This is a genomic window from Pseudomonas sp. 18-147 (assembly GCF_051048045.1).
Taxonomy (GTDB): Bacteria; Pseudomonadota; Gammaproteobacteria; order Pseudomonadales; family Pseudomonadaceae; genus Pseudomonas; species Pseudomonas aeruginosa.
The window spans coordinates 3,983,096-4,005,371 of sequence record NZ_CP182296.1 but is presented as its reverse complement, the minus strand read 5'-3'; the positions used below and the strand labels follow the sequence as shown (position 1 = coordinate 4,005,371).

General features: G+C 63.4%; 15 protein-coding genes and 1 other RNA gene. 7 read left to right on the top strand and 9 right to left on the bottom strand.

What is annotated here, in order from left to right; genetic code table 11:
* Positions 1–320 precede the first annotated feature (320 nt).
* From ACM0M4_RS18935 to aceK, 3 genes are all read right to left on the bottom strand, one after another.
* Positions 321–905, bottom strand: a complete 585-nt coding sequence (locus ACM0M4_RS18935) for an HNH endonuclease domain-containing protein (RefSeq protein WP_052157231.1) — start codon at positions 903–905, stop codon at positions 321–323.
* Positions 889–2,256: an AAA family ATPase gene (locus ACM0M4_RS18930; protein ID WP_223716488.1), complete on the bottom strand. Its 1,368-nt coding sequence runs from the start codon at positions 2,254–2,256 to the stop codon at positions 889–891. The genes ACM0M4_RS18935 and ACM0M4_RS18930 overlap by 17 nt, the downstream gene beginning before the upstream one ends.
* A gap of 609 nt (positions 2,257–2,865) precedes the next feature.
* On the bottom strand, positions 2,866–4,599 hold the full coding sequence (gene aceK / locus ACM0M4_RS18925; RefSeq protein WP_003082886.1) for a bifunctional isocitrate dehydrogenase kinase/phosphatase: 1,734 nt from the start codon (positions 4,597–4,599) through the stop codon (positions 2,866–2,868).
* A 135-nt stretch (positions 4,600–4,734) separates the two neighbouring features.
* Between aceK and ACM0M4_RS18920 the strand changes: the two genes are divergently transcribed.
* Complete coding sequence (locus ACM0M4_RS18920; protein ID WP_003082887.1) at positions 4,735–5,268, top strand: GNAT family N-acetyltransferase; 534 nt, start codon at positions 4,735–4,737, stop codon at positions 5,266–5,268.
* A 158-nt stretch (positions 5,269–5,426) separates the two neighbouring features.
* Here ACM0M4_RS18920 and guaD read toward each other — a convergent pair whose 3' ends face one another.
* The 5 genes from guaD to alkB2 form a co-directional block, all read right to left on the bottom strand.
* Positions 5,427–6,731, bottom strand: coding sequence for a guanine deaminase (guaD, locus tag ACM0M4_RS18915; protein ID WP_003083342.1), 1,305 nt, complete (start codon positions 6,729–6,731; stop codon positions 5,427–5,429).
* Positions 6,732–6,799: 68 nt separating this feature from the next.
* Positions 6,800–7,639 (bottom strand): xanthine dehydrogenase accessory protein XdhC, encoded by an 840-nt coding sequence (xdhC, locus tag ACM0M4_RS18910; protein ID WP_003083344.1) that lies wholly within the window; start codon positions 7,637–7,639, stop codon positions 6,800–6,802.
* Between the two features lie 26 nt (positions 7,640–7,665).
* Complete coding sequence (gene xdhB, locus ACM0M4_RS18905) at positions 7,666–10,065, bottom strand: xanthine dehydrogenase molybdopterin binding subunit (RefSeq protein ID WP_031684767.1); 2,400 nt, start codon at positions 10,063–10,065, stop codon at positions 7,666–7,668.
* Entirely contained in the window at positions 10,058–11,512 is a 1,455-nt protein-coding gene (xdhA, locus tag ACM0M4_RS18900; RefSeq protein WP_003083347.1) for a xanthine dehydrogenase small subunit, read from the bottom strand. The genes xdhB and xdhA overlap by 8 nt, the downstream gene beginning before the upstream one ends.
* A gap of 220 nt (positions 11,513–11,732) precedes the next feature.
* Entirely contained in the window at positions 11,733–12,866 is a 1,134-nt protein-coding gene (alkB2, locus tag ACM0M4_RS18895) for an alkane 1-monooxygenase AlkB2 (protein WP_003083349.1), read from the bottom strand.
* Between the two features lie 180 nt (positions 12,867–13,046).
* Between alkB2 and ACM0M4_RS18890 the strand changes: the two genes are divergently transcribed.
* From ACM0M4_RS18890 to ffs, 6 genes are all read left to right on the top strand, one after another.
* On the top strand, positions 13,047–13,706 hold the full coding sequence (locus tag ACM0M4_RS18890) for a GntR family transcriptional regulator (protein WP_003083350.1): 660 nt from the start codon (positions 13,047–13,049) through the stop codon (positions 13,704–13,706).
* Positions 13,707–13,731: 25 nt separating this feature from the next.
* Complete coding sequence (gene smc / locus ACM0M4_RS18885) at positions 13,732–17,220, top strand: chromosome segregation protein SMC (RefSeq protein ID WP_003083351.1); 3,489 nt, start codon at positions 13,732–13,734, stop codon at positions 17,218–17,220.
* 164 nt (positions 17,221–17,384) lie between these two features.
* Complete coding sequence (gene zipA, locus ACM0M4_RS18880) at positions 17,385–18,254, top strand: cell division protein ZipA (protein WP_003083352.1); 870 nt, start codon at positions 17,385–17,387, stop codon at positions 18,252–18,254.
* A 90-nt stretch (positions 18,255–18,344) separates the two neighbouring features.
* Positions 18,345–20,729, top strand: coding sequence for an NAD-dependent DNA ligase LigA (ligA, locus tag ACM0M4_RS18875; RefSeq protein ID WP_003083353.1), 2,385 nt, complete (start codon positions 18,345–18,347; stop codon positions 20,727–20,729).
* A 45-nt stretch (positions 20,730–20,774) separates the two neighbouring features.
* Positions 20,775–21,152, top strand: coding sequence for a hypothetical protein (locus ACM0M4_RS18870; protein WP_003083354.1), 378 nt, complete (start codon positions 20,775–20,777; stop codon positions 21,150–21,152).
* Positions 21,153–21,262: 110 nt separating this feature from the next.
* Positions 21,263–21,359, top strand: an RNA gene (ffs, locus tag ACM0M4_RS18865) — signal recognition particle sRNA small type.
* 46 nt (positions 21,360–21,405) lie between these two features.
* On the opposite strand, the gene ACM0M4_RS18860 is transcribed toward ffs, so the two are convergent.
* A complete protein-coding gene (locus ACM0M4_RS18860; RefSeq protein ID WP_115288825.1) occupies positions 21,406–22,272 on the bottom strand; it encodes a substrate-binding periplasmic protein in 867 nt (288 codons plus the stop codon).
* Positions 22,273–22,276: the final 4 nt, after the last annotated feature.

Sequence of the window (22,276 nt, the reverse complement as noted above, 5' to 3'; positions counted from 1 at the left end):
GACCAGAATTTCACGCTCCTGTGCGAAATCTGGTCAGCTGAATAACCAAGCCAATACAGATTTCACGTACGCTCGCCTTCTTCAGAGATCCGTTTGGGTTTTCACACAGCCTGGACCCATAGCGGACGCTCGCGAAGGACAGCCTCGGTCAGACGCGGTGTCTACTGACTCGGCAATGGAGCAGTGGCCAGCTAGTCACCAAATGGTTTTCAACTAGCCAAGTGCTAATCTAACTGCTGGTCTATGATCGGGCGGTGTAGTAAGCGTCTGAAGCTTAGAACGCCGAAGCTCTCCGCGCAGTGGAGTGACCTAAGCCACGCTCAACCGCCATGAAACCTTTCGCGCTCGGCAAGGATTTCCAGATCATCCCAGAACTCCTGCGATACACCAAAATTTCGGATGAATCGATTTAGATTACATATGTAAATCGTGTGCCCTCCTTTCGGCGTTTTTTCAAAATATAAAAATTTCGCTTTGATGATGTGATCCGAGTACTCATCAAAATGTGGATGAACAATTCTGTATCGAGTTGCATTCGTCGGGTAGGATCGCCCAGGATTACCAGTTATCAGTGGGTCGATAACATCTCTGTTGCTCTTGTTTTCGTTGCAGTCCGCACAAACCACGCAAAGATTCTTCGGTTCGAACATAAACTGCAAGTATCTAGACTTAGGCGCAATATGCTCAACAGGCGCATTGGCAGCGGCCCTGAGTCCTATCGGCTCACGACAATAGGGACAGTTGGCACGTTGTTCCCGCCGGTAAAAGTCGCGAATCTCGCACCGCACCTGCTCAAGATCGTCATCCCCCCAGCGCGTATGACTATATCCTGGTTCAAGACTAATCTGAGTAATTATCGTCTGTGTTGAGTCACTGTACTGGATTGAATTAGATATCGTTGGCATAGTAAGACACTAGCTCATCAGCGGAATCGATCAGTTTTACCATTGGGTCTTCATGGTTTAACTTGCGTCTGAGACACCTTAATTGATGAATGTCACGAAGCATCTCATCAGATACTGATTTTCGGGATCTTAATTTGGCAATTAGATCAAATGTAATTCTTGAGATGTACTCATTCATCATGCCCGGAGCGTCAAATAATTCAGCCAGCTGGAAGTCAGCTGACTTGTTTTTAAAGCTGTCCCCTTCGTGCAGGTAACCACTTGGAAGTGACAATACAAATGAGTTTTGCCTACCGATTTGAGACACCACTTGAGGGGAGTGAGTCGCCACTATGAATTGACAAAAACTATATCTCCAGAATGAGCGCGAAAGTAGTTGCATGAACTCCTCCTGCCAACGTGGATGCAAGCTTATCTCAGGTTCATCTATGAGAATCAAAGAACCATCTTCGATATGGCCTGCAATACCTAACATTAATACGATTAGGCATTGCTCACCAGAACTCGCGCGCTTTAGGTTGAGTAATCCGAATTCGTGCTTGTACAGTCGCAGATCCATCAGTCGAATAAGTCCAACATCCATCAGCATCAGGATTGAGTTGACAATATATGGGCTCGCCAACTGACCATCAAGATCAATCGTATTCAACTCAAAATCGATAGCAAGATCTATGGCTTTACGCTCATCAAAGAATCTAGCAATGTTGGCCATAGCATACCCGGCATTGGATTTCTCTTCCGTGGTTAACTCTTCAAAAGCTCGCTGGTATCGGCCATCCACTCTTAGCTTATCTTCACCATCGGTCGTGACGACTTCAAAATATAAAGGAGGCCCGGGGCGATCATGGTCATGCTGAACCTTGGCCCTGGTAAACGCAGGTTTAAAAATAAAATCTGCTCGCGGCGAGAACGAAAGTGCGTTGAAGACTTCTAGGAAATCGGCGCTGTTGGCCCCACTTATGATTTTATGAAGCAATCCCTTTGATGCTGATGCAATTAATGCTACCGCTGAAGAGGCAGAAAATCTAGAGTCGCCTCGCATACCAATATACTTGTACTTGTCCCGGCGAGAACTAGTCCTAGATATTGTTGGGAACTTGTCGAATGGGCTAGTTGATATTGCAATCACCAGAGGGTCACGATCGAGATGCACGTGGGGATAATCAAAAAAAGCTCGTTCGGACTCGGAATATTCCAAACCAGCTTTGGCGATGCTGGTTAGCAAGCGGCTCTTGCCTACGCCATTTTTACCTACTATGACAGTATATGTATTATCTCCTGAGGGTGAATGATGTTCCGGCACTAGATTAACTAGATAGCCATCGTGCCTGATTTTGTCAATTCTGATCAAAAGCTATGCCTCCATTCAATTATGCCTAGTTGCAGCCATTCGCACCCAAACACCCCTTATCGACTAGGGTAGAGCAGATGATTGCAGATTGCCACTCGCCAAATCAAGCACGTTCGACACATAAACTATCTACTATCGGTCCCCGCAGCCATATGCATACGAATATTGCTAGATTCATGCGCATTTTACTAAGGCTGAGTACCTTGATTATGCTTCTATGGGTCGACGGAAATTCAGCATCCGTTTGGCGCTTCAGATTGTTCAGCGGTACTTTATCTGGCGTCTGGATTCGCATCAGCGGGATTCAGTTGATCACACTAATCCACATTTCCACCCGCTTATCTACTCCAGTGCTCACTGCTCCATGTGTTGGTATTTTCCAGCGTCTAAGGGCCGCTTTGCATCGATAGCTGCCTTTACCCAGATGAGCCTGAGCCTGGCTTTGGCGATTGGGTAGCCGTCCTCCATCATCCTGTCATGCCTTTTTCGCAGTGGCCGGGATCCTGAAAGTAGGCTGGGGATAATTTTAGAGATAAAGAGCTGTACCCTTAAGAATAATACCCATTGAATTCAGATCGTTACGTGTTGGTACGATTCCTGTCTCCGCACCTACCCGAGCAACTGCTCAGGCGTCTCCTGCCGCCGATAGGGAAACACGTCGATCACCTTGCCCTCGCGGATCTGCTCCTGGAGGCCCTGCCAGTATTTGGCGTCGTAGAGGTTGCCGTGCAGCTTGGCGAATAGCCGGCGCTGGTTGAGGTCGACGAACAGGAAGCGCGGAAATTCTTCCGGGAACACGTCGTTGGGCCCCACCGAATACCAGGGCTCGGACGACATCTCGTCCTCGGGGAAGCGCGGCTCGGGGATGTAGCGGAAGTTCACCTCGGTGAGGTAGCAGATCTCGTCGTAGTCGTAGAACACCACCCGGCCATGGCGGGTCACGCCGAAGTTCTTCAGCAGCATGTCGCCGGGGAAGATGTTCGCCGCCGCCAGTTGCTTGATCGCCAGCCCGTAGTCGTTCAGCGCCTCGCGGGTCTGCGCCTCGCTGGCGTTCTCCAGGTAGATGTTCAGTGGGGTCATGCGCCGCTCCGTCCAGCAGTGGCGGATCAGCACCACGTCGCCTTCCATCACCACCGTCGACGGCGCCACTTCCAGCAGTTCGGCCAGGCACTCCGGCTCGAACTTGCTCACCGGGAAGCGGAAGTCGGCGAACTGCTGGGTGTCGGCCAGGCGTCCGACCCGGTCGTGGTTCTTCACCAACTGGTACTTCTGGATCACCGTGGCGTGGTCGACGCTCTTCGACGGGTTGAAGCGGTCCTTGATGATCTTGAACACCGTGTTGAAGCCGGGCAGGGTGAACACGCTCATCACCATGCCGCGCACCCCGGGGGCCATGACGAAGCGGTCGTCGGTGGTCGCCAGGTGGTTGATCAGGGCGCGGTAGAACTCGCTCTTGCCCTGCTTGTAGAAGCCGATCGAGGTGTACAGCTCGGCCAGGTGCTTGCCCGGCAGCAGACGTTTGAGGAAGGCCACCAGCTCGGCCGGCACCGGCACGTCGACCATGAAGTAGGAGCGGGTGAAGGAGAAGATGATCGAGACTTCCGCCTCGTCGGTGATCACCGTGTCGAACTGGATACCGTGGCCCTCGCGGTGCAGCAGCGGGAACACCAGCGGCCACTGCTCGTCCGGGGTGAACAGGCGGCCCACCAGGTAGGCGCCCTTGTTGCGATAGAACACCGAGCCGATCAGCTCGATGGCCAGGTCCGGGTCCTTGCACACCCAGTCCGGCAGGTTGCTGTGCAGCAGTGCGTCGATCCGTTCGAGGTCGCGCTCGCGGTCGTCGTAGGGCACGTCGAAGCGGTAGTCGTCGAAGATCTTCTCCAGCGCCTGGCGCAGGTCGCCGCCCGGCCGGTAGGTGCGGGTGTAGGGCGCGCGGGCGTGGGCGCGCAGCGAGGGCCGGGTGGTGTGCACGAACATCGTGCCGTCGCTGATGTTGTCGTGGCTGAACAGCCCGCAGAAGATCGAGTTGAACCAGGTCTCGGCCAGCTCGTCGTCCAGCCGCAGGTCGATCTGCGCGATGTAGGCGCTCTTGATGATCGGCCAGCGCTCCACGTCCAGCAGCTCGCTGTCGGCCAGCCCCGCGCGCAGCCCGGCCACCGTCTCGGCGACCTTTTCCTCGTAGAGGTTGATCCGCTGCGCCGAGGCGCGCTGCGCTTCCTGCCACTGCGCCTGCTCGAAGCGGGCACGGGCGCCGTCGGTGATCTCGCGGAACTGCTCTCGGTAATCGTCGAAACCGCGCAGGATGAGGGCGGCGATTTCGCTGGCTGGGGCGCTCTGGACCATGCTGGCGTCCTTTCGTTGTTCGAAGGTCGAGCTTAGCCAGAGCCGCGCGGCAGGGAAAGCGCGATCTCCGACCGGCTGGTCGAGCCCGGCGCAGACGCTTATGCTGGGTGGCCAGACAGCCCAGGGATGACCGCAATGACCGCCGAATCGCCGACGATCCGCCTCGAACGCTACAGCGAACGCCACGTGGAAGGTCTCACCGCCCTGTACAACGACCCCGCCGTGGCCCGCCAGGTCCTGCAGATGCCCTACCAGTCGGTGGAGCAGCGCCGCAAGCGCCTGCACGACAGCGCGGACGACGACCGCCTGCTGATCCTCGTCGCCCTGCACCAGGGCGACGTCATCGGCAGCGCCAGCCTCGAACAGCACCCGCGCATCCGCCGCAGCCACAGCGGCAGCATCGGCATGGGCGTCGCCGTTGCCTGGCAGGGCAAGGGCGTCGGCAGCCGCCTGCTCGGCGAACTGCTGGACATCGCCGACAACTGGATGAACCTGCGCCGCGTCGAACTCACCGTCTACACCGACAACGCCCCGGCGCTGGCGCTGTATCGCAAGTTCGGCTTCGAGACCGAAGGAGAGATGCGCGACTACGCGGTGCGGGATGGGCGCTTCGTGGACGTGTACAGCATGGCGCGCTTGCGGAGGGTCGAGGGGCGGGTGGGGGAGTGAGGGTGGCCGGGAGACTGCCTCCGGCCAGCAGTGGCCTATTTAAGGACCGCTCCAGCCCACCGATACAGGTGACTCAGCCACGCGAAACTCAGCAGTGCAGAAGTGTGGCTCCCCCCAGCTAGAGTTCGGACACCTTCGGGGCTTTTTTCATGAGCGTGTCAGTCGCGGCGATGCACCGAGCGACCGGCGGCGAAGGTTTCCTTCACCGTGCGGTCGTCGCCGAGGATGGTCAGCGCGAACAGCCGTTCGGCCAGGCTGCCGGCCTGGCTCAGGCGGTAGGAGAGCAGCGGGGTGGCGTGGTAGTCGAGGACCACGAAGTCCGCCTCGTTGCCGGTGGCGAAGCTGCCGATCCGGTCGTCCAGCTCCAGCGCACGGGCGCCGCCGAGGGTGGCGAGGTAGAGCGACTTGAACGGATCGAGGCGGGCGCCCTGCAACTGCATGACCTTGTACGCCTCGTTCAGGGACTGCAGCTGGGAGAAGCTGGTGCCGGCACCGACATCGGTGCCGAGGCCGACCTTGACCTTGTAGCGCTCCAGCTTCGGCAGGTCGAACAGACCGCTGCCGAGGAACAGGTTGGAGGTCGGGCAGAACGCCACCGCCGAGCCAGTCTCCGCCAGGCGCTGGCATTCGCCGTCGCACAGGTGCACGCCATGGGCGAACACCGAGCGCGGCCCGAGCAGGCCGTGGTGGTCGTAGACGTCCAGGTAGCCGCTGCGCTCGGGGAACAGCTCCTTCACCCACTCGATTTCCTTGAGGTTCTCCGACAGATGGGTGTGCAGGTATACGCCGGGATGCTCGCGCAGCAGCCGCGCCGCCATGTCCAGCTGTTCCGCGGTGCTGGTCGGGGCGAAGCGCGGGGTCACCGCGTAGAGCAGACGGCCCTGGCCGTGCCAGCGCTCGATCAGCGCCTTGCTGTCGCGGTAGCTGCTCTCGGCGGTGTCGGTCAGGTAGTCCGGCGCGTTGCGGTCCATCATCACCTTGCCGGCGATCAGGCGCAGGTCCAGGCGCCGGGCGGCCTCGAACAGCGATTCCACCGATTGCCGGTGCACGCTGCCGAAGACCAGCGCGGTGGTGGTGCCGTTGCGCAGCAGTTCCTGCAGGAAGATCTCGGCGACCTGGTCGGCATGGGCCTGGTCGCCGAATTGGCGCTCGGTGGGGAAGGTATAGGTGTTCAGCCAGTCCAGCAGTTGTTCGCCGTAGGAGGCGATCATCCCGGTCTGCGGGAAATGGATGTGGGTATCGATGAAGCCGGGGGTGATCAGCGCGTCGCGGTACTCGAAGACCTCGACCTCGCCGATCTCGCCGAGCAGGGTTTCGGCGTCACCGAGGCGAGCGACCTTGCCGTCCTCCACCAGCAACAGGCCGTCCTCGAAGTATTCGTAGGAGCGTTCGACGCCGACCTCCGCGGGGTCGGCGATGCTGTGCAGGATGGCGGCGCGGTAGGCTTTGGCGTTGCGGGTCATGGCAGTCTCGAAAAAAGGTTCGTGGGAGGTCCGCCGCCTGGCGGCGGACGCGGGGGAGCGGGGGCCGCTCAGGATTCGTGGGCGCGGCGCGACTCCGGGGTCAGCCGGGTGACGCTCGACGGCCCCTGCTTGCGTTCCAGGCCGAAGGCGGCGTTGTAGGTGGCGATCACCTCGCCGGCGATGGAGATGGCGATCTCCGCCGGCAGCTTGCCTTTCACCTGCTCCAGGCCCATCGGGCAGCGCATCCGTTGCAGGCGTTCGGCGTCGACGCCACGTTCGCGCAGGCGGTGCTCGAACTTGACGCGCTTGGTCTTCGAGCCGATCAGGCCGAAGTAGGCGAAGTCGTTGCGCGCCAGGATCGCCGCGGTAAGCTCCAGGTCCAGCGGGTGATTGTGGGTCATGACGATGAAGTGGCTGCCGGGCGGCATCCGCTCGACCTCGTCGAGCACTTCGTCGTTCACCACTTTCTCCACGCCGTCGGGCAGGAGCGCGGGAAATTCGTGTTCCCGCGAATCGATCCAGCGCACCCGGCAGGGCAGGCTGGCGAGCAAGGGTACCAGGGCGCGACCGACGTGGCCCGCGCCGAACACGGCGATGTGTGCCTGCGGCTGGCCCATCGGCTCGAACAGCAGCACCGTGGCGCCGCCGCAGCACTGGCCGAGACTGGCGCCCAGGCTGAAGCGCTCCAGGCGGGTGTCCTGGGTCCGCGCGGCGAGCATTTCCCGGGCAATGGCCTGGGCCCTGTATTCCAGGTGGCCGCCGCCGATGGTGTCGTAGAGCCGCTCGGCGCTGACCACCATCTTCGAGCCGGCGTTGCGCGGGGTCGAGCCGCGTTCCTCGATGATGGTCACCAGGACGCAAGGTTCGCCGCTACGCTGCAACTCGGCCAGGGCGCTGATCCAGTTCATCTCGTCATCCTCCCGATCGCGGCGGTTCAGGCCGGTTCGACCGCGGCGTCCGCCGCTTGCGCCTGGGCGGCCTTCAGCCGGCGCATCTGTTCCACGCCCCAGAGCACCCGCTCGGGCGTCGCCGGCGCGTCGATGGCGGGTTGCGCGCGGTAGTCGGCGAGGCTGGCCACGGCGTCCTTGATCGCGCACCAGACCGAGATGCCGAGCATGAACGGCGGCTCGCCCACGGCCTTGGAATGGAACACGGTCTGCTCCGGATTCTTGCGGTTCTCCAGCAGTTTCACCCGCAGGTCCAGCGGCATGTCGGCGACGGCGGGAATCTTGTAGCTGGCCGGGCCGCTGGTCATCAGCTTGCCCTTGGCGTTCCAGACCAGTTCCTCCATGGTCAGCCAGCCCATGCCCTGGACGAAGCCGCCTTCGACCTGGCCGATGTCGATGGCCGGGTTCAGCGAGTCGCCGACGTCATGCAGGATGTCGGTGCGCAGCATGCGGTATTCGCCGGTGAGGGTATCGACTATCACCTCCGAGCAGGCGGCGCCGTAGGCGAAATAATAGAAGGGCCGGCCACGGGCCTGCTCGCGGTCGTAGAAGATCTTCGGCGTGCGGTAGAAGCCGGTGCTGGACAACGAAACCTGGCCGAAGTAGGCCTGCTGGACCAGTTCCTCGAACGGCAGGATCAGCTCGCGGATACGCACCTGGTTGTTGCGGAACTCGATGTCTTCCTCGCTGACCTTCCAGTGCCGCGCGGCGAACTCCACCAGGCGCCGCTTGATGGTTTCGGCGGCATTCTGCGCGGCCTTGCCGTTCAGGTCGGTGCCCGAGGAGGCGGCGGTGGGCGAGGTATTGGGCACCTTGTCGGTATTGGTGGCGGTGATCTGGATGCGCTCCACGTCGACCTGGAAGACCTCGGCGACCACCTGGGCGACCTTGGTGTTGAGGCCCTGGCCCATCTCGGTGCCGCCATGGTTCAGGTGGATGCTGCCGTCGGTATAGATGTGGATCAGCGCACCTGCCTGGTTGAGGAAGGTCGCGGTGAACGAAATGCCGAACTTCACCGGGGTCAGCGCCAGGCCTTTCTTCAGGACCGGGCTGGCGGCATTGAAGGCACGGATTTCCTCGCGGCGGCGGGCGTACTCGCTGCTCGCTTCCAGCTCGGCGGTCATCTCCGCCAACAGGTTGTGCTCGACGGTCTGGTGGTAATGGGTGACGTTGCGCTCGTCCTTGCCGTAGTAGTTGAGCTTGCGCACCTCCAGCGGGTCCTTGCCCAGGCTGCGGGCCACGGCGTCCATGATCTCCTCGATGGCGACCATTCCCTGGGGCCCGCCGAAACCGCGGTAGGCGGTGTTCGAGGCGGTGTTGGTCTTGCAACGGTGGCCGTTGATGGTGGCGTTACCCAGGAAGTAGGCGTTGTCCGAGTGGAACATGGCGCGGTCGACGATCGAGCCGGAGAGGTCCGGCGAATAGCCGCAATTGCCGGCCAGGTCGATCTGGATGCCGTGCAGGCGGCCATCGTCGTCGAAACCGACGTCGTATTCGACGTAGAACGGGTGACGCTTGCCGGTGATCTGCATGTCCTCCATGCGCGGCAGGCGCATCTTCGCCGGACGCCCGGTGTGGTAGGCGACCACCGCGCACAGGCAGGCCGGCGCCGCGGCCTGGGTTTCCTTGCCGCCGAAGCCGCCGCCCATGCGGCGCATGTCGATGACGATGCGGTTGAAGGAAACCCCGAGGACCTCGGCCACCAGCTTCTGCACTTCGGTGGGGTTCTGCGTCGAGCAATAGACGATCATGCCGCCGTCTTCGCTGGGCATTACCGAGGAAATCTGCGTCTCCAGGTAGAAATGCTCCTGGCCGCCGATGTGCAGCGTGCCTTGCAGGCGATGCGGCGCGCCGGCCAGCGCGGCGGCGGAATCGCCGATGCGGTGCTGGTGGCTGTCGAGGACGAAATGGCGCTTGCGCAGGGCCTCGACCACGTCGAGCACCGGTTCCAGGTCTTCGTACTCGACGACCGCCGCCATGGCCGCCTTGCGCGCGGTTTCCAGGCTGTCGGCGGCGACCGCCAGGACCATCTGTCCGACATACTCCACCTTGCCATCGGCCAGCAGCGGGTCGCCGGCCACCACCGGGCCGATGTCCAACTGGCCGGGAACGTCGGCGGCGGTGAGGGCGATGGCGACGCCGGGGAACTGGTAGCAGGGCGTCACGTCGAGGCGGGTGATGCGAGCGTGGGCGCGCTCGCTCAGGCGCGCATAGACGTGCAACTGGTTGGGAAACTCCAGGCGATCGTCGATGTAGATCGCCTCGCCGCTGACGTGCTTGGGGGCGCTTTCGTGCTTGACGCTGCGGCCGACCCCGGTGGTCAACTCGGCGCGGAACAGGTCGGCCAGCTCTTCCTGGCTCTTGTGCGGCTTGCGATGGTTAGACATAGGCGGTCACCCGGGTTTCGACGGCGGGAGCGTGCAGCTCCAGGAAGCATTTGCGCAGCAGGTTCTGCGCGGTCAGCAGGCGATATTCCTTGCTCGCGCGGAAGTCGCTGAGCGGGGTGAAGTCGTTCGCCAGGGCGGCGGCGGCGCGTTCGAAGCTGGCGGCTTCCAGGCGCGCGCCTTGCAGCGCCGCTTCGCAGGCGGCGGCGCGCTTGGGAATCGCCGCCATGCCGCCGAAGGCGACCCTGGCGCGGGCGATCCGGCCATCTTCCAGGTCGAGGCTGATGGCGGCGCAGACCGCGGAAATATCGTCGTCGATGCGCTTGGAGACCTTGTAGGCCTTGAACGCCTGGCTGGGCCGGGCACGCGGGACCAGGATCTTCTCGATGAACTCGCCTTCTTCGCGGGCGGTGACCTTGTAGTCGAGGAAGTACTCCTCCAGCGGCAGCTCGCGGCGCCGTTCGCCGCGGCGCAGGACGATCTTCGCGCCGAGGGCGATCAGCAGCGGCGGGGCGTCGCCGATCGGCGAGGCGTTGCCGATATTGCCGCCGAGAGTGCCCTGGTTGCGGATCTGCAGGGACGCGAAACGCTGCAGCAACTCGCCGAAGTCCGGGTAGTCCGCGGCCAGCGCCTGGTAGCAGTCGGTCAGCGGGGTGGCGGCGCCGATTTCCAGGCAGTTGGCGCCCACTTCGATGCGTTTCATTTCGCGGATGTGGCCGACATAGATCATCACCGGCAGTTCGCGATGGAACTGGGTGACCTCCAGCGCCAGGTCGGTGCCGCCGGCCAGCAGGCGTGCCTGCGGATTAGCGCCGTAGAGGTCGGCCAGGTCGGCGACGGTGAGCGGCAGCAGGCAGCGCCGGTCACCGCTGTTCAGCTCGGCGGTTTCGCGCGGAGCGATGGCGCGCAATTGCTCGATGGTGGCGGCTTCCCGGGCGTCGAACTGGTCTGCGCGCTTGTGGCAGCAGGCCTGCTCGGCGGCGTCGAGGATCGGCCGGTAGCCGGTGCAGCGGCAGAGGTTGCCGGCGAGCGCCTCGTGGGCCTTGGCCGGATCGGCGCCGGCGCTGTTCTTCTGCAGGGCGAACAGCGACATGACGAAACCCGGCGTGCAGAACCCGCACTGCGAGCCATGGCAGTCGACCATCGCCTGCTGCACGTCGTGCAGGCGGTCCTGGTGCTTGAGGTCCTCGACGGTGATCAATTGCTTGCCGTGAAGGGCGGAAACGAAGGTCAGGCAGGAGTTCAGGCTGCGATAGCGGATGCGTTCGGCACCATCCTCGCCGGTGACCAGTTCGCCGACCACCACGGTGCAGGCGCCGCAATCGCCGGAGGCGCAGCCTTCCTTGGTGCCGGTCTTGCCGAGGTGCCGGCGCAGGTAGTCGAGGACGGTGAGGTTGGGGTCCAGGCGTTCTTCGACGCGGATCTCCCGGTTGAGCAGGAACCTGATCAAGGCGTGCCTCCAGGCGGGTTCTTGTTATTGAATTCTAGGCCTTGCAGGAGAACCGGCCGGAGTGGGGCGGTTTCCGCACAGGGCTCCACGGTAGGAGCTATGGAGGCGAATCTAGAAAAAACTGACTTTTGAGTCAAATAATTTTTTGACCTGTAGGTCAGTCAGTTTGCCCATAAACGAAAACGGCACCCGAAGGTGCCGTTTCCCAGGGGCGGGACGCTCAGATGCGCTGGGTGTCGGTAAGCTGGTATTCCTCGCCGGCATAGTAGGCGCGCACCTTCGGGTCCATCACCGCGCGCCAGAGCGGTGGGAACAGGGCGAGGACGATCATCCCGGCGTAGCCGTTGGGCAGTTGCGGGCTGCTGTCGTAGTGGCGCAGCACCTGGTAGCGGCGCTTGGCGTAGGCATGGTGGTCGGAATGGCGCTGCAGGTGGAAAAGGAACAGGTTGGTCAGGAGGAAATTGCTGTTCCACGAGTGTTCCGGCGTGGTGCGTTCGTAGCGGCCGTTGTCCAGGCGCCGCCGATGCAGGCCGTAGTGCTCGACGTAGTTGACGATCTCCAGCAGGGTGAAGGCCATCACCGACTGGCCGAGGAAGAAGATCGCTCCCAGCCAGCCGAAGGCCAGGCTGAAGCCGAGCAGGAAGAGGGCGCTGATGGCGTACCACCAGATCAGCTCGTTGCGCCAGTGCAGGGCCGGCAGGCCCTTGCGCTTCAGGCGCTCGGCCTCCAGGCGCCAGGCGTTGAGGAAGTTGTGCTTGTAGGCGTGCGGGAGGAACGAGTAGAGGCTCTGGCCGTAGCGCGAGGACGAGGCATCTTCCGGGGTCGAGACGTGTACATGGTGGCCGCGCACGTGTTCGACCTTGAAGCCGGCATAGCACACCGCCGCCAGCAGCAGGCCGCCGGCGTTCTGTTCCAGTTGCGGGTCCTTGTGGATCAGTTCGTGGGAGACGGTGATGCCGATGGCGCCCATCACGGTGCCCACCGACAGGATCCAGCCCAGTTGGCCGACCCAGTCCCAGCGGGTCTCGTGGGCGAGGATCCAGCCGGACCAGACGAGCATGCCCAGCAACAGCGGGACGGTGGCCAGGGACAGTACGCGGTAGTAGCCCTGTGCTTCCATCTCCGGCACTTCGCTGGCTTCCTCGGGGTTGGCCGGATCGCGGCCGACGATGGCATCGAGGATCGGGATCAGCCCGAACACCACGCTGATCACCAGCCAGGGCCAGGCGTTGGGGTAGTCGCTACCGAGCGACCACCAGTAGCTGAGCGGGATGCCGAGCACCGCGATCAGCCAGATCCAGTAGCCGTACTTTTTCAGACGCAGCATCCAGGCAGAGGAAAGCGAGGCAAACATGGGAAGTCCTCGTATTTATCTTGTTAGATTGTCTGACAATTGTCCTCCCTTGACCGGCCTGCCCCATCCCAACCTTCGTTCTGTCCGCCGCTTCGCCGGGAAGCCGGCGGGGTAACGCCCTGTGTTACACTTCCCATCCATATACCCCCGGAAAACGCGCCCCTGGATAAAAGGATCACCATGACGTTCAAGGCCCCGGACAGCCTGGCAGAGCAGATCGCCCACCACCTCGCGGAACGCATCATCCGGGGAGAACTCAAGGAACGGGAACGTATCCAGGAGCAGAAGGTCACCCAGACCCTCAACGTCAGTCGCGGCTCGGTCCGCGAGGCGCTGCTGATTCTCGAACGCCGCCACCTGGTGAACATCCTGCCGCGCCGCGGCGCCCAGGTGTCCGAACTGTCCCCGCAACATGTGGAAAGCCTCTACGCGCTGATCGTGCAGCTCTACATCCTGCTGGCGGAAAGCGTCGCCCGGCGCTGGCGCAGCGAAGCCGAGCTGGCACCGTTCCTGGTCATCCAGCAGCGCCTGCTGAACAACCTGGCGCAAAGCGATATCGACGGCTTCGTCGAGGCCAGCTTCGACATCATGCGCGCGGCCTTTCCTTTCGCGAACAATCCCTACCTGCAGGAGACCGTCGAAAACCTGCTGCCGGCGGTGAGTCGCGCCTACCACCTGGCGCTGGAACGGCGCAAGGCGGAAATGAACCAGTTCCTCGGCAGTTTTGCTCAGCTCCTGCAAGCGGTGATCGCCCGTGACGAGGCGAGGATCCGCGAGGTCCTGCTGGAATACGGCCGCCACAACTGCCAGCTGGTGCTGGCCGCGCTCGCCGAACGCTGATGGCGACCCTGGCGGGAGCGCACGCATGCGCCTGAAGAGCATCAAGCTGGCGGGGTTCAAGTCCTTCGTCGATCCGACCACGGTGAACTTCCCCAGCAACATGGCGGCAGTGGTAGGGCCGAACGGCTGCGGCAAGTCGAACATCATCGACGCGGTGCGCTGGGTGATGGGCGAAAGCTCGGCGAAGAACCTGCGCGGCGAGTCGATGACCGATGTCATCTTCAACGGCTCGAATACCCGCAAGCCGGTGAGCCAGGCGAGCATCGAGCTGATCTTCGACAACGCCGAGACCACACTGGTGGGCGAATACGCCCAGTACGCCGAGATATCCATTCGCCGGCGGGTCTCGCGGGATGGGCAGAACACCTATTTCCTCAACGGCACCAAGTGCCGGCGGCGCGACATCACCGACATCTTCCTCGGCACCGGCCTGGGGCCGCGCAGCTACTCGATCATCGAACAGGGCATGATCTCCAAGCTGATCGAGGCGCGTCCGGAAGACCTGCGCAACTTCATCGAGGAAGCCGCGGGCATTTCCAAGTACAAGGAGCGCCGCCGCGAAACCGAAAGCCGCATCCGTCGGACCCAGGAAAACCTGGCACGCCTCACCGACCTGCGCGAAGAGCTGGGGCGGCAACTGGAACGCCTGCACCGGCAGGCCCAGTCGGCGGAAAAATACCAGGAGCACAAGGCCGAGGAGCGCCAGCTCAAAGCCCAGCTGGGTGCCGTGCGCTGGCGCGACCTGAACGAGCAGGTCGGTCAGCGCGAGCGGGTCATCGGCGACCAGGAGATCGCCTTCGAGGCCCTGGTGGCCGAGCAGCGCGGTGCCGATGCCGGCATCGAACGGCTGCGCGACGGCCATCACGAGTTGTCCGAACGCTTCAACCAGGTGCAGGCACGCTTCTATTCGGTCGGCGGCGACATCGCCCGGGTCGAGCAGAGCATCCAGCATGGCCAGCAGCGCCAGCGCCAGTTGCAGGACGACTTGCGCGAAGCCGAACGGACCCGCCAGGAAACCGAATCGCACCTCGGGCATGACCGTACCTTGCTCGCGACCCTGGCCGAGGAAATGGCCATGCTCGCACCGGAACAGGAACTCAGCGCGGCCGCCGCGGAAGAAGCGGGCATCGCCCTGGAACAGGCCGAGCAGGGCATGCAGGCCTGGCAGCAGCAGTGGGATGCCTTCAACCAGCAGAGCGCCGAACCCCGCCGCCAGGCCGAGGTGCAGCAGTCGCGCATCCAGCACCTGGAGCAGAGCCTGGAGCGCCTGCAGGATCGCGAGCGGCGCCTGCAGGAGGAGCGTGGCCAGTTGGCGGCCGACCCCGAGGACGCGGCGATCCTCGAACTCAACGAACAGGTGGCGATCGCCGAACTGGCCCTGGAAGAACTGCAATTGCAGGAGCAGGGCCAAGCCGAGCGACTCGAACAATTGCGCCAGGAATTGCAGCAACTGGCCGCCGAACAGCACCAGGCGCAGGGCGAGTTGCAGCGCCTGAACGGGCGCATCGCTTCGCTGGAGGCCCTGCAGCAGGCCGCTCTCGATCCCGGACAGGGCGCCTTGGAGTGGTTGCGCGAGCAGGGCCTGGAACAACGTCCGCGCCTCGCCGAAGGCTTGCGTGTCGAGCCGGGTTGGGAGCTGGCGGTGGAGACCGTGCTCGGCGCGGATCTGCAGGCGGTCTTGCTGGACGGCTTCGACGGGCTCGCCCTGGCCGGCTTCGGCAAGGGCGAGCTGCGCCTGCTCAGCCCCGCTCGCGGAGCCGCGACGGCGGCCGGTTCGCTGCTGGACAAGGTCCGCGCCGACGCCGACCTGAGTCCCTGGTTGGCCCGGGTGAAACCGGTGGAGACCCTGGAACAGGCGCTCGCCCAGCGCGGCGCCCTGGACGACGGCGAGAGCCTGATCAGTCGCGATGGCTACTGGGTCGGCCGGCACTTCCTGCGGGTCCGGCGCAGCGACGAGGCCCAGGGCGGCATGCTCGCCCGCGCCCAGGAACTGGAGGCGTTGCAGGAGCGGCGGGAGGCCCTGGAAACCCGTGTCGCCGAAGGCGAGGAGCGTCTGGCTGCGGCCCGCGACGAGCAGCGCGAGCTGGAAGGCGCGCGCGAGCAGGTGCGGCGCCAGGTCCAGGAGGAGGGGCGCCGGCACGGCGAGCTGAAGGCGCAGTTGTCCGCGCAGCAGGCCAAGGTCGAGCAACTGGTACTGCGTCGCCGCCGTCTCGACGAAGAAGTGGCGGAACTGGCCGAGCAGCGCGCGCTGGAACAGGAGCAACTGAGCGAGGCGCGCCTGACCCTGCAGGAAGCGCTGGATAGCATGGCGCTGGACACCGAGCGCCGGGAAACCCTGCTGGCGGAGCGTGACGCCCTGCGCGAACGGCTCGACCGGATTCGCCAGGATGCCCGCACCCACAAGGACCATGCGCACCAGTTGGCGGTGCGGGTCGGCTCGCTGAAGGCGCAGCACAATTCCACCCAGCAGGCCCTGGAGCGCCTCGACCAGCAGTCGGCGCGCCTCAACGAGCGTTGCGAACAGCTCAACCTCAATCTGGAGGAGGGGGCGGCACCGCTGGAAGAGCTGCGCATGAAGCTCGAGGAGTTGCTGGAGCGGCGGATGGCCGTCGAGGACGAACTCAAGCAGGCGCGGCTGGCCCTGGAAGACGCCGATCGCGAACTGCGCGAGGTGGAGAAGCGCCGCGGCCAGGCCGAGCAGCAATCGCAACTGCTGCGTGGCCAGCTGGAGCAGCAGCGCCTGGAGTGGCAGGGGCTGGTGGTGCGGCGCAAAGCCTTGCAGGAGCAGCTCGCCGAAGACGGCTACGACCTGCATACGGTACTGGCCAACCTGCCCCTGGATGCCAGCGAACGCGATTGGGAGGAGCGTCTCGAGAGTCTCGCGGCGCGCATCCAGCGTCTGGGGCCGATCAACCTGGCGGCGATCGAGGAGTACCAGCAGCAGTCCGAGCGCAAGCGCTACCTGGACTCGCAGAACGACGACCTGGCCGAAGCGCTGGAGACGCTGGAAAACGTCATCCGCAAGATCGACCGGGAAACCCGCAATCGTTTCAAGGAAACCTTCGACCAGATCAATGCTGGCCTTCAGGCATTGTTCCCGAAGGTATTCGGCGGCGGTACGGCATATCTGGAACTTACCGGCGAAGATCTACTCGATACCGGTGTGGCGATCATGGCGCGCCCGCCGGGCAAGAAGAACAGCACCATCCACTTGTTGTCCGGCGGGGAAAAGGCGCTGACCGCGCTGGCGCTGGTATTCGCCATCTTCCAGTTGAACCCGGCGCCGTTCTGCATGCTCGACGAAGTCGATGCGCCATTGGACGATGCCAACGTCGGACGTTATGCGCGATTGGTGAAGGAGATGTCGGAAAAGGTGCAGTTCATCTATATCACCCACAACAAGATCGCCATGGAAATGGCCGATCAGTTGATGGGCGTGACCATGCATGAGCCGGGCTGTTCACGGCTTGTTGCAGTTGACGTGGAAGAGGCGGTCGCATTGGCTGAAGCCTGAGTGTCAGGCAGTGTAAACTTGTGCATGGGCATGTTAGTTTAATGGCCACTTTTTGTATCGCGTGGGAAAGTTCTGTCAGAACAAGGTTGGCTCCACGTTTCAAGGGACAGGACGTCCTTTTTTCATTTTTTATTCACCATTTTCACTAGGGGCTACGGAATTACATGGATATCGGTCTGCGCGAATGGCTTATCGTTATCGGGCTTATCGTGATCGCCGGCATTCTCTTCGACGGTTGGCGGCGGATGCGGGGCGGCAAGGGCAAGTTGAAGTTCAAGCTCGACCGCAGTTTCGCCAATCTGCCGGACGACGACGGCGACTCGGCTGAACTGCTGGGGCCGGCGCGCGTGGTCGAGCATCGCGAGCCATCCTTCGACGAACAGGACCTGCCCAGCGTCAGCGCCCGCGAAGCCAAGGAACGCAAGGGCGGCAAGCGCCAGGAAGAGCCGCGCCAGGGCGATCTGGACCTCGACGAAGGGCTGGCCCTGGAGGCGGACCCGAGCGATGCCGCCGAGACGGTGGAGCCGCGCAAGGGCAAGTCGAAGGGCCGCAAGGAGAAAGAGCGGGAGAAAGCCCCTGCGGTTGCTGCCGAACCTGCCCCGGTCGACGAGGTGCTGATCATCAACGTCATCGCCCGCGACGAGAGCGGCTTCAAGGGGCCGGCATTGTTGCAGAACATCCTCGAGAGCGGCCTGCGCTTCGGCGACATGGACATCTTCCATCGCCACGAAAGCATGGCCGGCAATGGCGAGATCCTGTTCTCCATGGCCAATGCGGTGAAACCGGGCACTTTCGACCTGGACGACATCGACAACTTCAGCACCCGCGCCGTGAGCTTCTTCCTCGGCCTGCCGGGGCCGCGCCATCCGAAGCAGGCCTTCGACGTGATGGTTGCCGCCGCGCGCAAGCTGGCCCACGAGCTGAACGGCGAGCTGAAGGACGAGCAGCGCAGCGTGTTGACCGCCCAGACCATCGAGCACTACCGCCAGCGCATCATCGACCATGAGCGTCGCAGCCTGATGCAGAAGCGCTGATCCGGCCACAGCCCCTTTCTTCGTACGGGAGGGGGCGAACTACTCTATAGAGCAGCCGAGGCTGCTCTTTTCGTTTCACGGACTCCCACCATGACCGACACCCAGGCTGCCGCCGAACGCATCGCGCAACTGCGAACCGAACTGGACACCCACAATTACCGTTACTACGTGCTCGACGAACCGAGCATTCCCGACGCCGAATACGATCGCCTGTTCCGCGAGTTGCAGGCGCTGGAGGCCGAGTACCCGCAACTGCTGACGCCCGACTCGCCGACCCAGCGGGTCAGCGGCACGCCGGCCTCGGCGTTCGGCGAAGTGCGCCATGAGATCCCCATGCTCAGCCTCGGCAACGCCTTCGAGGAGCAGGACCTGCTGGACTTCGACCGCCGCGTACGCGAAGGACTGGCCGACCTGTTGCCTGGCGGCGACCTGCTCGGCGGTGGCGCGGAGGTCGAGTACAGTTGCGAGCCGAAGCTGGACGGCCTGGCCGTCAGCCTGCTCTACGAGCGCGGCCAACTGGTGCGCGGCGCCACCCGCGGCGATGGCAGCACCGGCGAGGACATCACCAGCAACGTACGCACCATTCGCAACGTACCTCTGAAGCTGCATGGCGAAGGCTGGCCGGAGATCCTCGAAGTGCGCGGCGAGGTGTTCATGTCCAAGGCCGGTTTCGAGGCGCTCAACGCCAAGGCCGTGGAAACCGGCGGCAAGACCTTCGCCAACCCGCGCAACGCGGCGGCCGGCAGCCTGCGCCAGCTGGATTCGAAGATCACCGCCAGTCGCCCGCTGGAGTTCTGTGCCTACGGCTTCGGCCAAGTCAGCGGGACGCTGCCGGACACCCAGGTGGGCATCCTCGAGGCGTTCCGCGGCTGGGGTATCCCCATCAGTCGCGAGCTGCGCCTGGTCAAGGGCGCCCAGGCCTGCCGCGACTACTACGACGACATCGGTCGCCGACGCGATGCGCTGGCCTACGAGATCGACGGCGTGGTGTTCAAGGTCAACCGCATCGCCTTCCAGCGCGAACTGGGCTTCCGCGCGCGCGAGCCGCGTTGGGCGATCGCCCACAAGTTCCCCGCGCGCGAGGAGCTGACCGAGCTGCTGGGTGTCGAGTTCCAGGTCGGCCGCACCGGCGCCGTGACCCCGGTGGCACGCCTCAAGCCGGTGCAGGTGGCCGGCGTCACGGTGTCCAATGCGACCCTGCACAACATGGATGAAGTCGCCCGCCTGGGCCTGCGCATCGGCGATACGGTGGTGATCCGCCGTGCTGGCGATGTGATTCCGCAGGTCATGCAGGTGGTGCTCGAGCGCCGCCCGGCGGATGCGCAGGCTATCGAGGTGCCCGAGCATTGCCCGGTCTGCGGCTCGGCCGTGGAGCGGACCCAGTTGGTCAAGCGCAGCAAGGGCAAGGAGTCGATCAGCGAGGGCGCCATCTATCGCTGCGTCGGCCGCCTCTCCTGTCAGGCGCAGTTGAAGCAGGCGATCATCCATTTCGTATCGCGCCGGGCAATGGACATCGACGGTCTTGGCGACAAGATCGTCGAGCAACTGGTGGATCGCGGGCTGGTCGCCTCGCCGGCGGATCTCTATACCCTGACCTATGAACAGGTGTTCGAGCTGGAAGGGTTCGCCGAGCTGTCCACCAACAACCTGCTGGCGGCCATCGCCGACAGCCGCAAGCCTTCGCTGGCGCGCTTCATCTTCGCCCTGGGGATTCCCGACGTCGGCGAGGAAACCGCCAAGCTGCTGGCGCGTTCGCTGGGTTCGCTCGAGCGGATCGGCAAGGCGCTGCCGGAAGTGTTGACCTACCTGCCGGACGTCGGCGCCGAGGTGGCCTACGAGATCCACAACTTCTTCGCCGACGAGCACAACCGCCAGGTGATCGCCCAGTTGCGCGATGCCGAACATGGCGTGCAGTTGCAGGAAGAGGGCGAGGTCGCCGCGGAGTTCGCCGCTTGTGCCTCGCTGGCCGGTTTCATCGACAAGCTGAACATTCCCTTCATCGCCGCCACCGGCGCGGAAAAGCTGGCCAGCCGCTTCGGTTCGCTCGACGGCATCATCCGCGCCGACTGGCTCGATCTACGCCAGGTGGAGCGTCTGCCCGAGCGAGCGGCGAAAAGCCTGCGCGATTTCTTCGACGAGCCGGCCAACGTGCAGCGTGCCCTGGCCATCGAGGCGCAGTTGCGTGAGTTCGGCATGCATTGGCAGAGCGAGCGCAAGGCGGTCGAAGGCCTGCCTCTGGCCGGGCAGACCTGGGTGCTGACCGGCACCTTGGAGGCGATGAGCCGGGACGTGGCCAAGGACAAGCTGGAAGGGCTCGGCGCCAAGGTGGCCGGCTCGGTGTCGGCCAAGACCCACTGCGTGGTCGCCGGGCCCGGCGCCGGCTCGAAGCTGGCCAAGGCCAACGAGCTGGGCGTGAAGGTGCTCGACGAAGACGGCCTGCTGAAACTGTTCGACGAGCACGGCGTCGCCCGCTGAAGCGGCGGCGCTGCTGCGAAAGATTTCCGAAGACTGGAGTTAACGATGGACAAGGCAAGAAAGCAGCGGTTGCTGGGCGTGCTCGCATTGGTGGTGCTGTTCGGCGCCTACGTGGGTTGGAGCGAGCGGCCGCGCATCCTGCTGCATTACAGTGGCCAGGCTTCGGCGCCGATCGCCTACAGCTACAAGGAGCAGGGCGTGGAAACCTTCTCCGGGGAGATCCGGCCCGGCCAGGTCCGCGAGTTTCCGGTGAAGCTGTTCGGCGGCAGCGATTACCGGATCGCCTTCTCCTTCCATCGCGGTGAGGAGAAGTATGCGTCGTTCAGCACCAAGCCGGGCTGGGGCACCCTGGACCTGTATGTCGATACCGAGCTGAGCGTATCGACCCAGCCGCCGCCGGAGGGTCTGATCCAGCAGCAATGAACCGCTTTCGCGAAATGGATTGCAAACGTAAGTGCTTGAAGTGGTTGTAACTTACGCGCAAGCCGGTAGAATGGCGCGGCCTACCCGAGGGTAGGCTGCAATGGTGGCCCTGTCGGTCCCCCCGCAACGATTACCCGTCAACCTGGTCAGGTCCGGAAGGAAGCAGCCACAGCGGGAACATCGTGTGCCGGGGTGTGGCTGGCGGGGCCGCCTCCATTTCAGGCCCGCCATTTTCCGCACGCCGCCGCCGCTCTTATCGGTAGCGCTGCAGTATCTCCTCGATCTCTCCGCTGCGCTTCATTTCCTCGAACGTCTTCAGTATCGCTTCCACCGGAACCTCTGCGGAGTCCCGCACCATGCAGCTCACCGCCGTCTCTTCGAGCTGCGCGGCTTCCTGGAGTGGCGGCTGCCCCGGCGCCTGGCGGTTGCTCCAGTGCAGCGACAGTTGATGGCTGACCGCGTAGCGGTAGCGGCCGGCGCGCAGCTTTTCCAGCACCAGATCCTGGGTGCGCGCATCGTCGCGGCGCAGTCGGCCGATGTCGAACAGCGCTTGCAAGTGGGGATAGCTGTAGCCAAGGACGGTACCGATACGCTGGGCCGGCAGCGCCTCGGGAATCGGCGCGAAGCCTTCGCGGGCGACCAGGATGTCGCGTTGCACCAGCAGCGCGACGCTCCAGCGATAGCCGGGGAAGTCGTGGCTGAGCCAGGCGGGGCTGATGTAGCAGCGGACATCGATTTCGCCAGCGTTCATCGCCTGCTCGATGCGCCCGCGCGGGTAGGGGTGGTAGAGCGCCTTGCGGCCGACCTGCCGGGCAAGGGAGCGGGTGATGTCGTAGACGATGCCGTCGATCGGCTGGCCCCGTTGCAGGCGGACCAACGGCATGCTCCAGCTTTCCATCACCGAGAAGCGCAATGGCGTCGCGTCGGTCTCCGCGGCCGTCGCTGGCAGGGCCGCGAGCAACTGCAGCAGGAGCAGCGCAGGTGCGCCGAAATGAGGCATGAACGATGTCAGGGAAGGTAGAGTCATTGCCACCGACGAGGGCTGCTGAAGGGCCAGGGGAATTCTTAGCACGCAGTTTGCCAAGTCGGCGAGCGCAGAAGGGGTAAATTGCGCTAGCATTGGC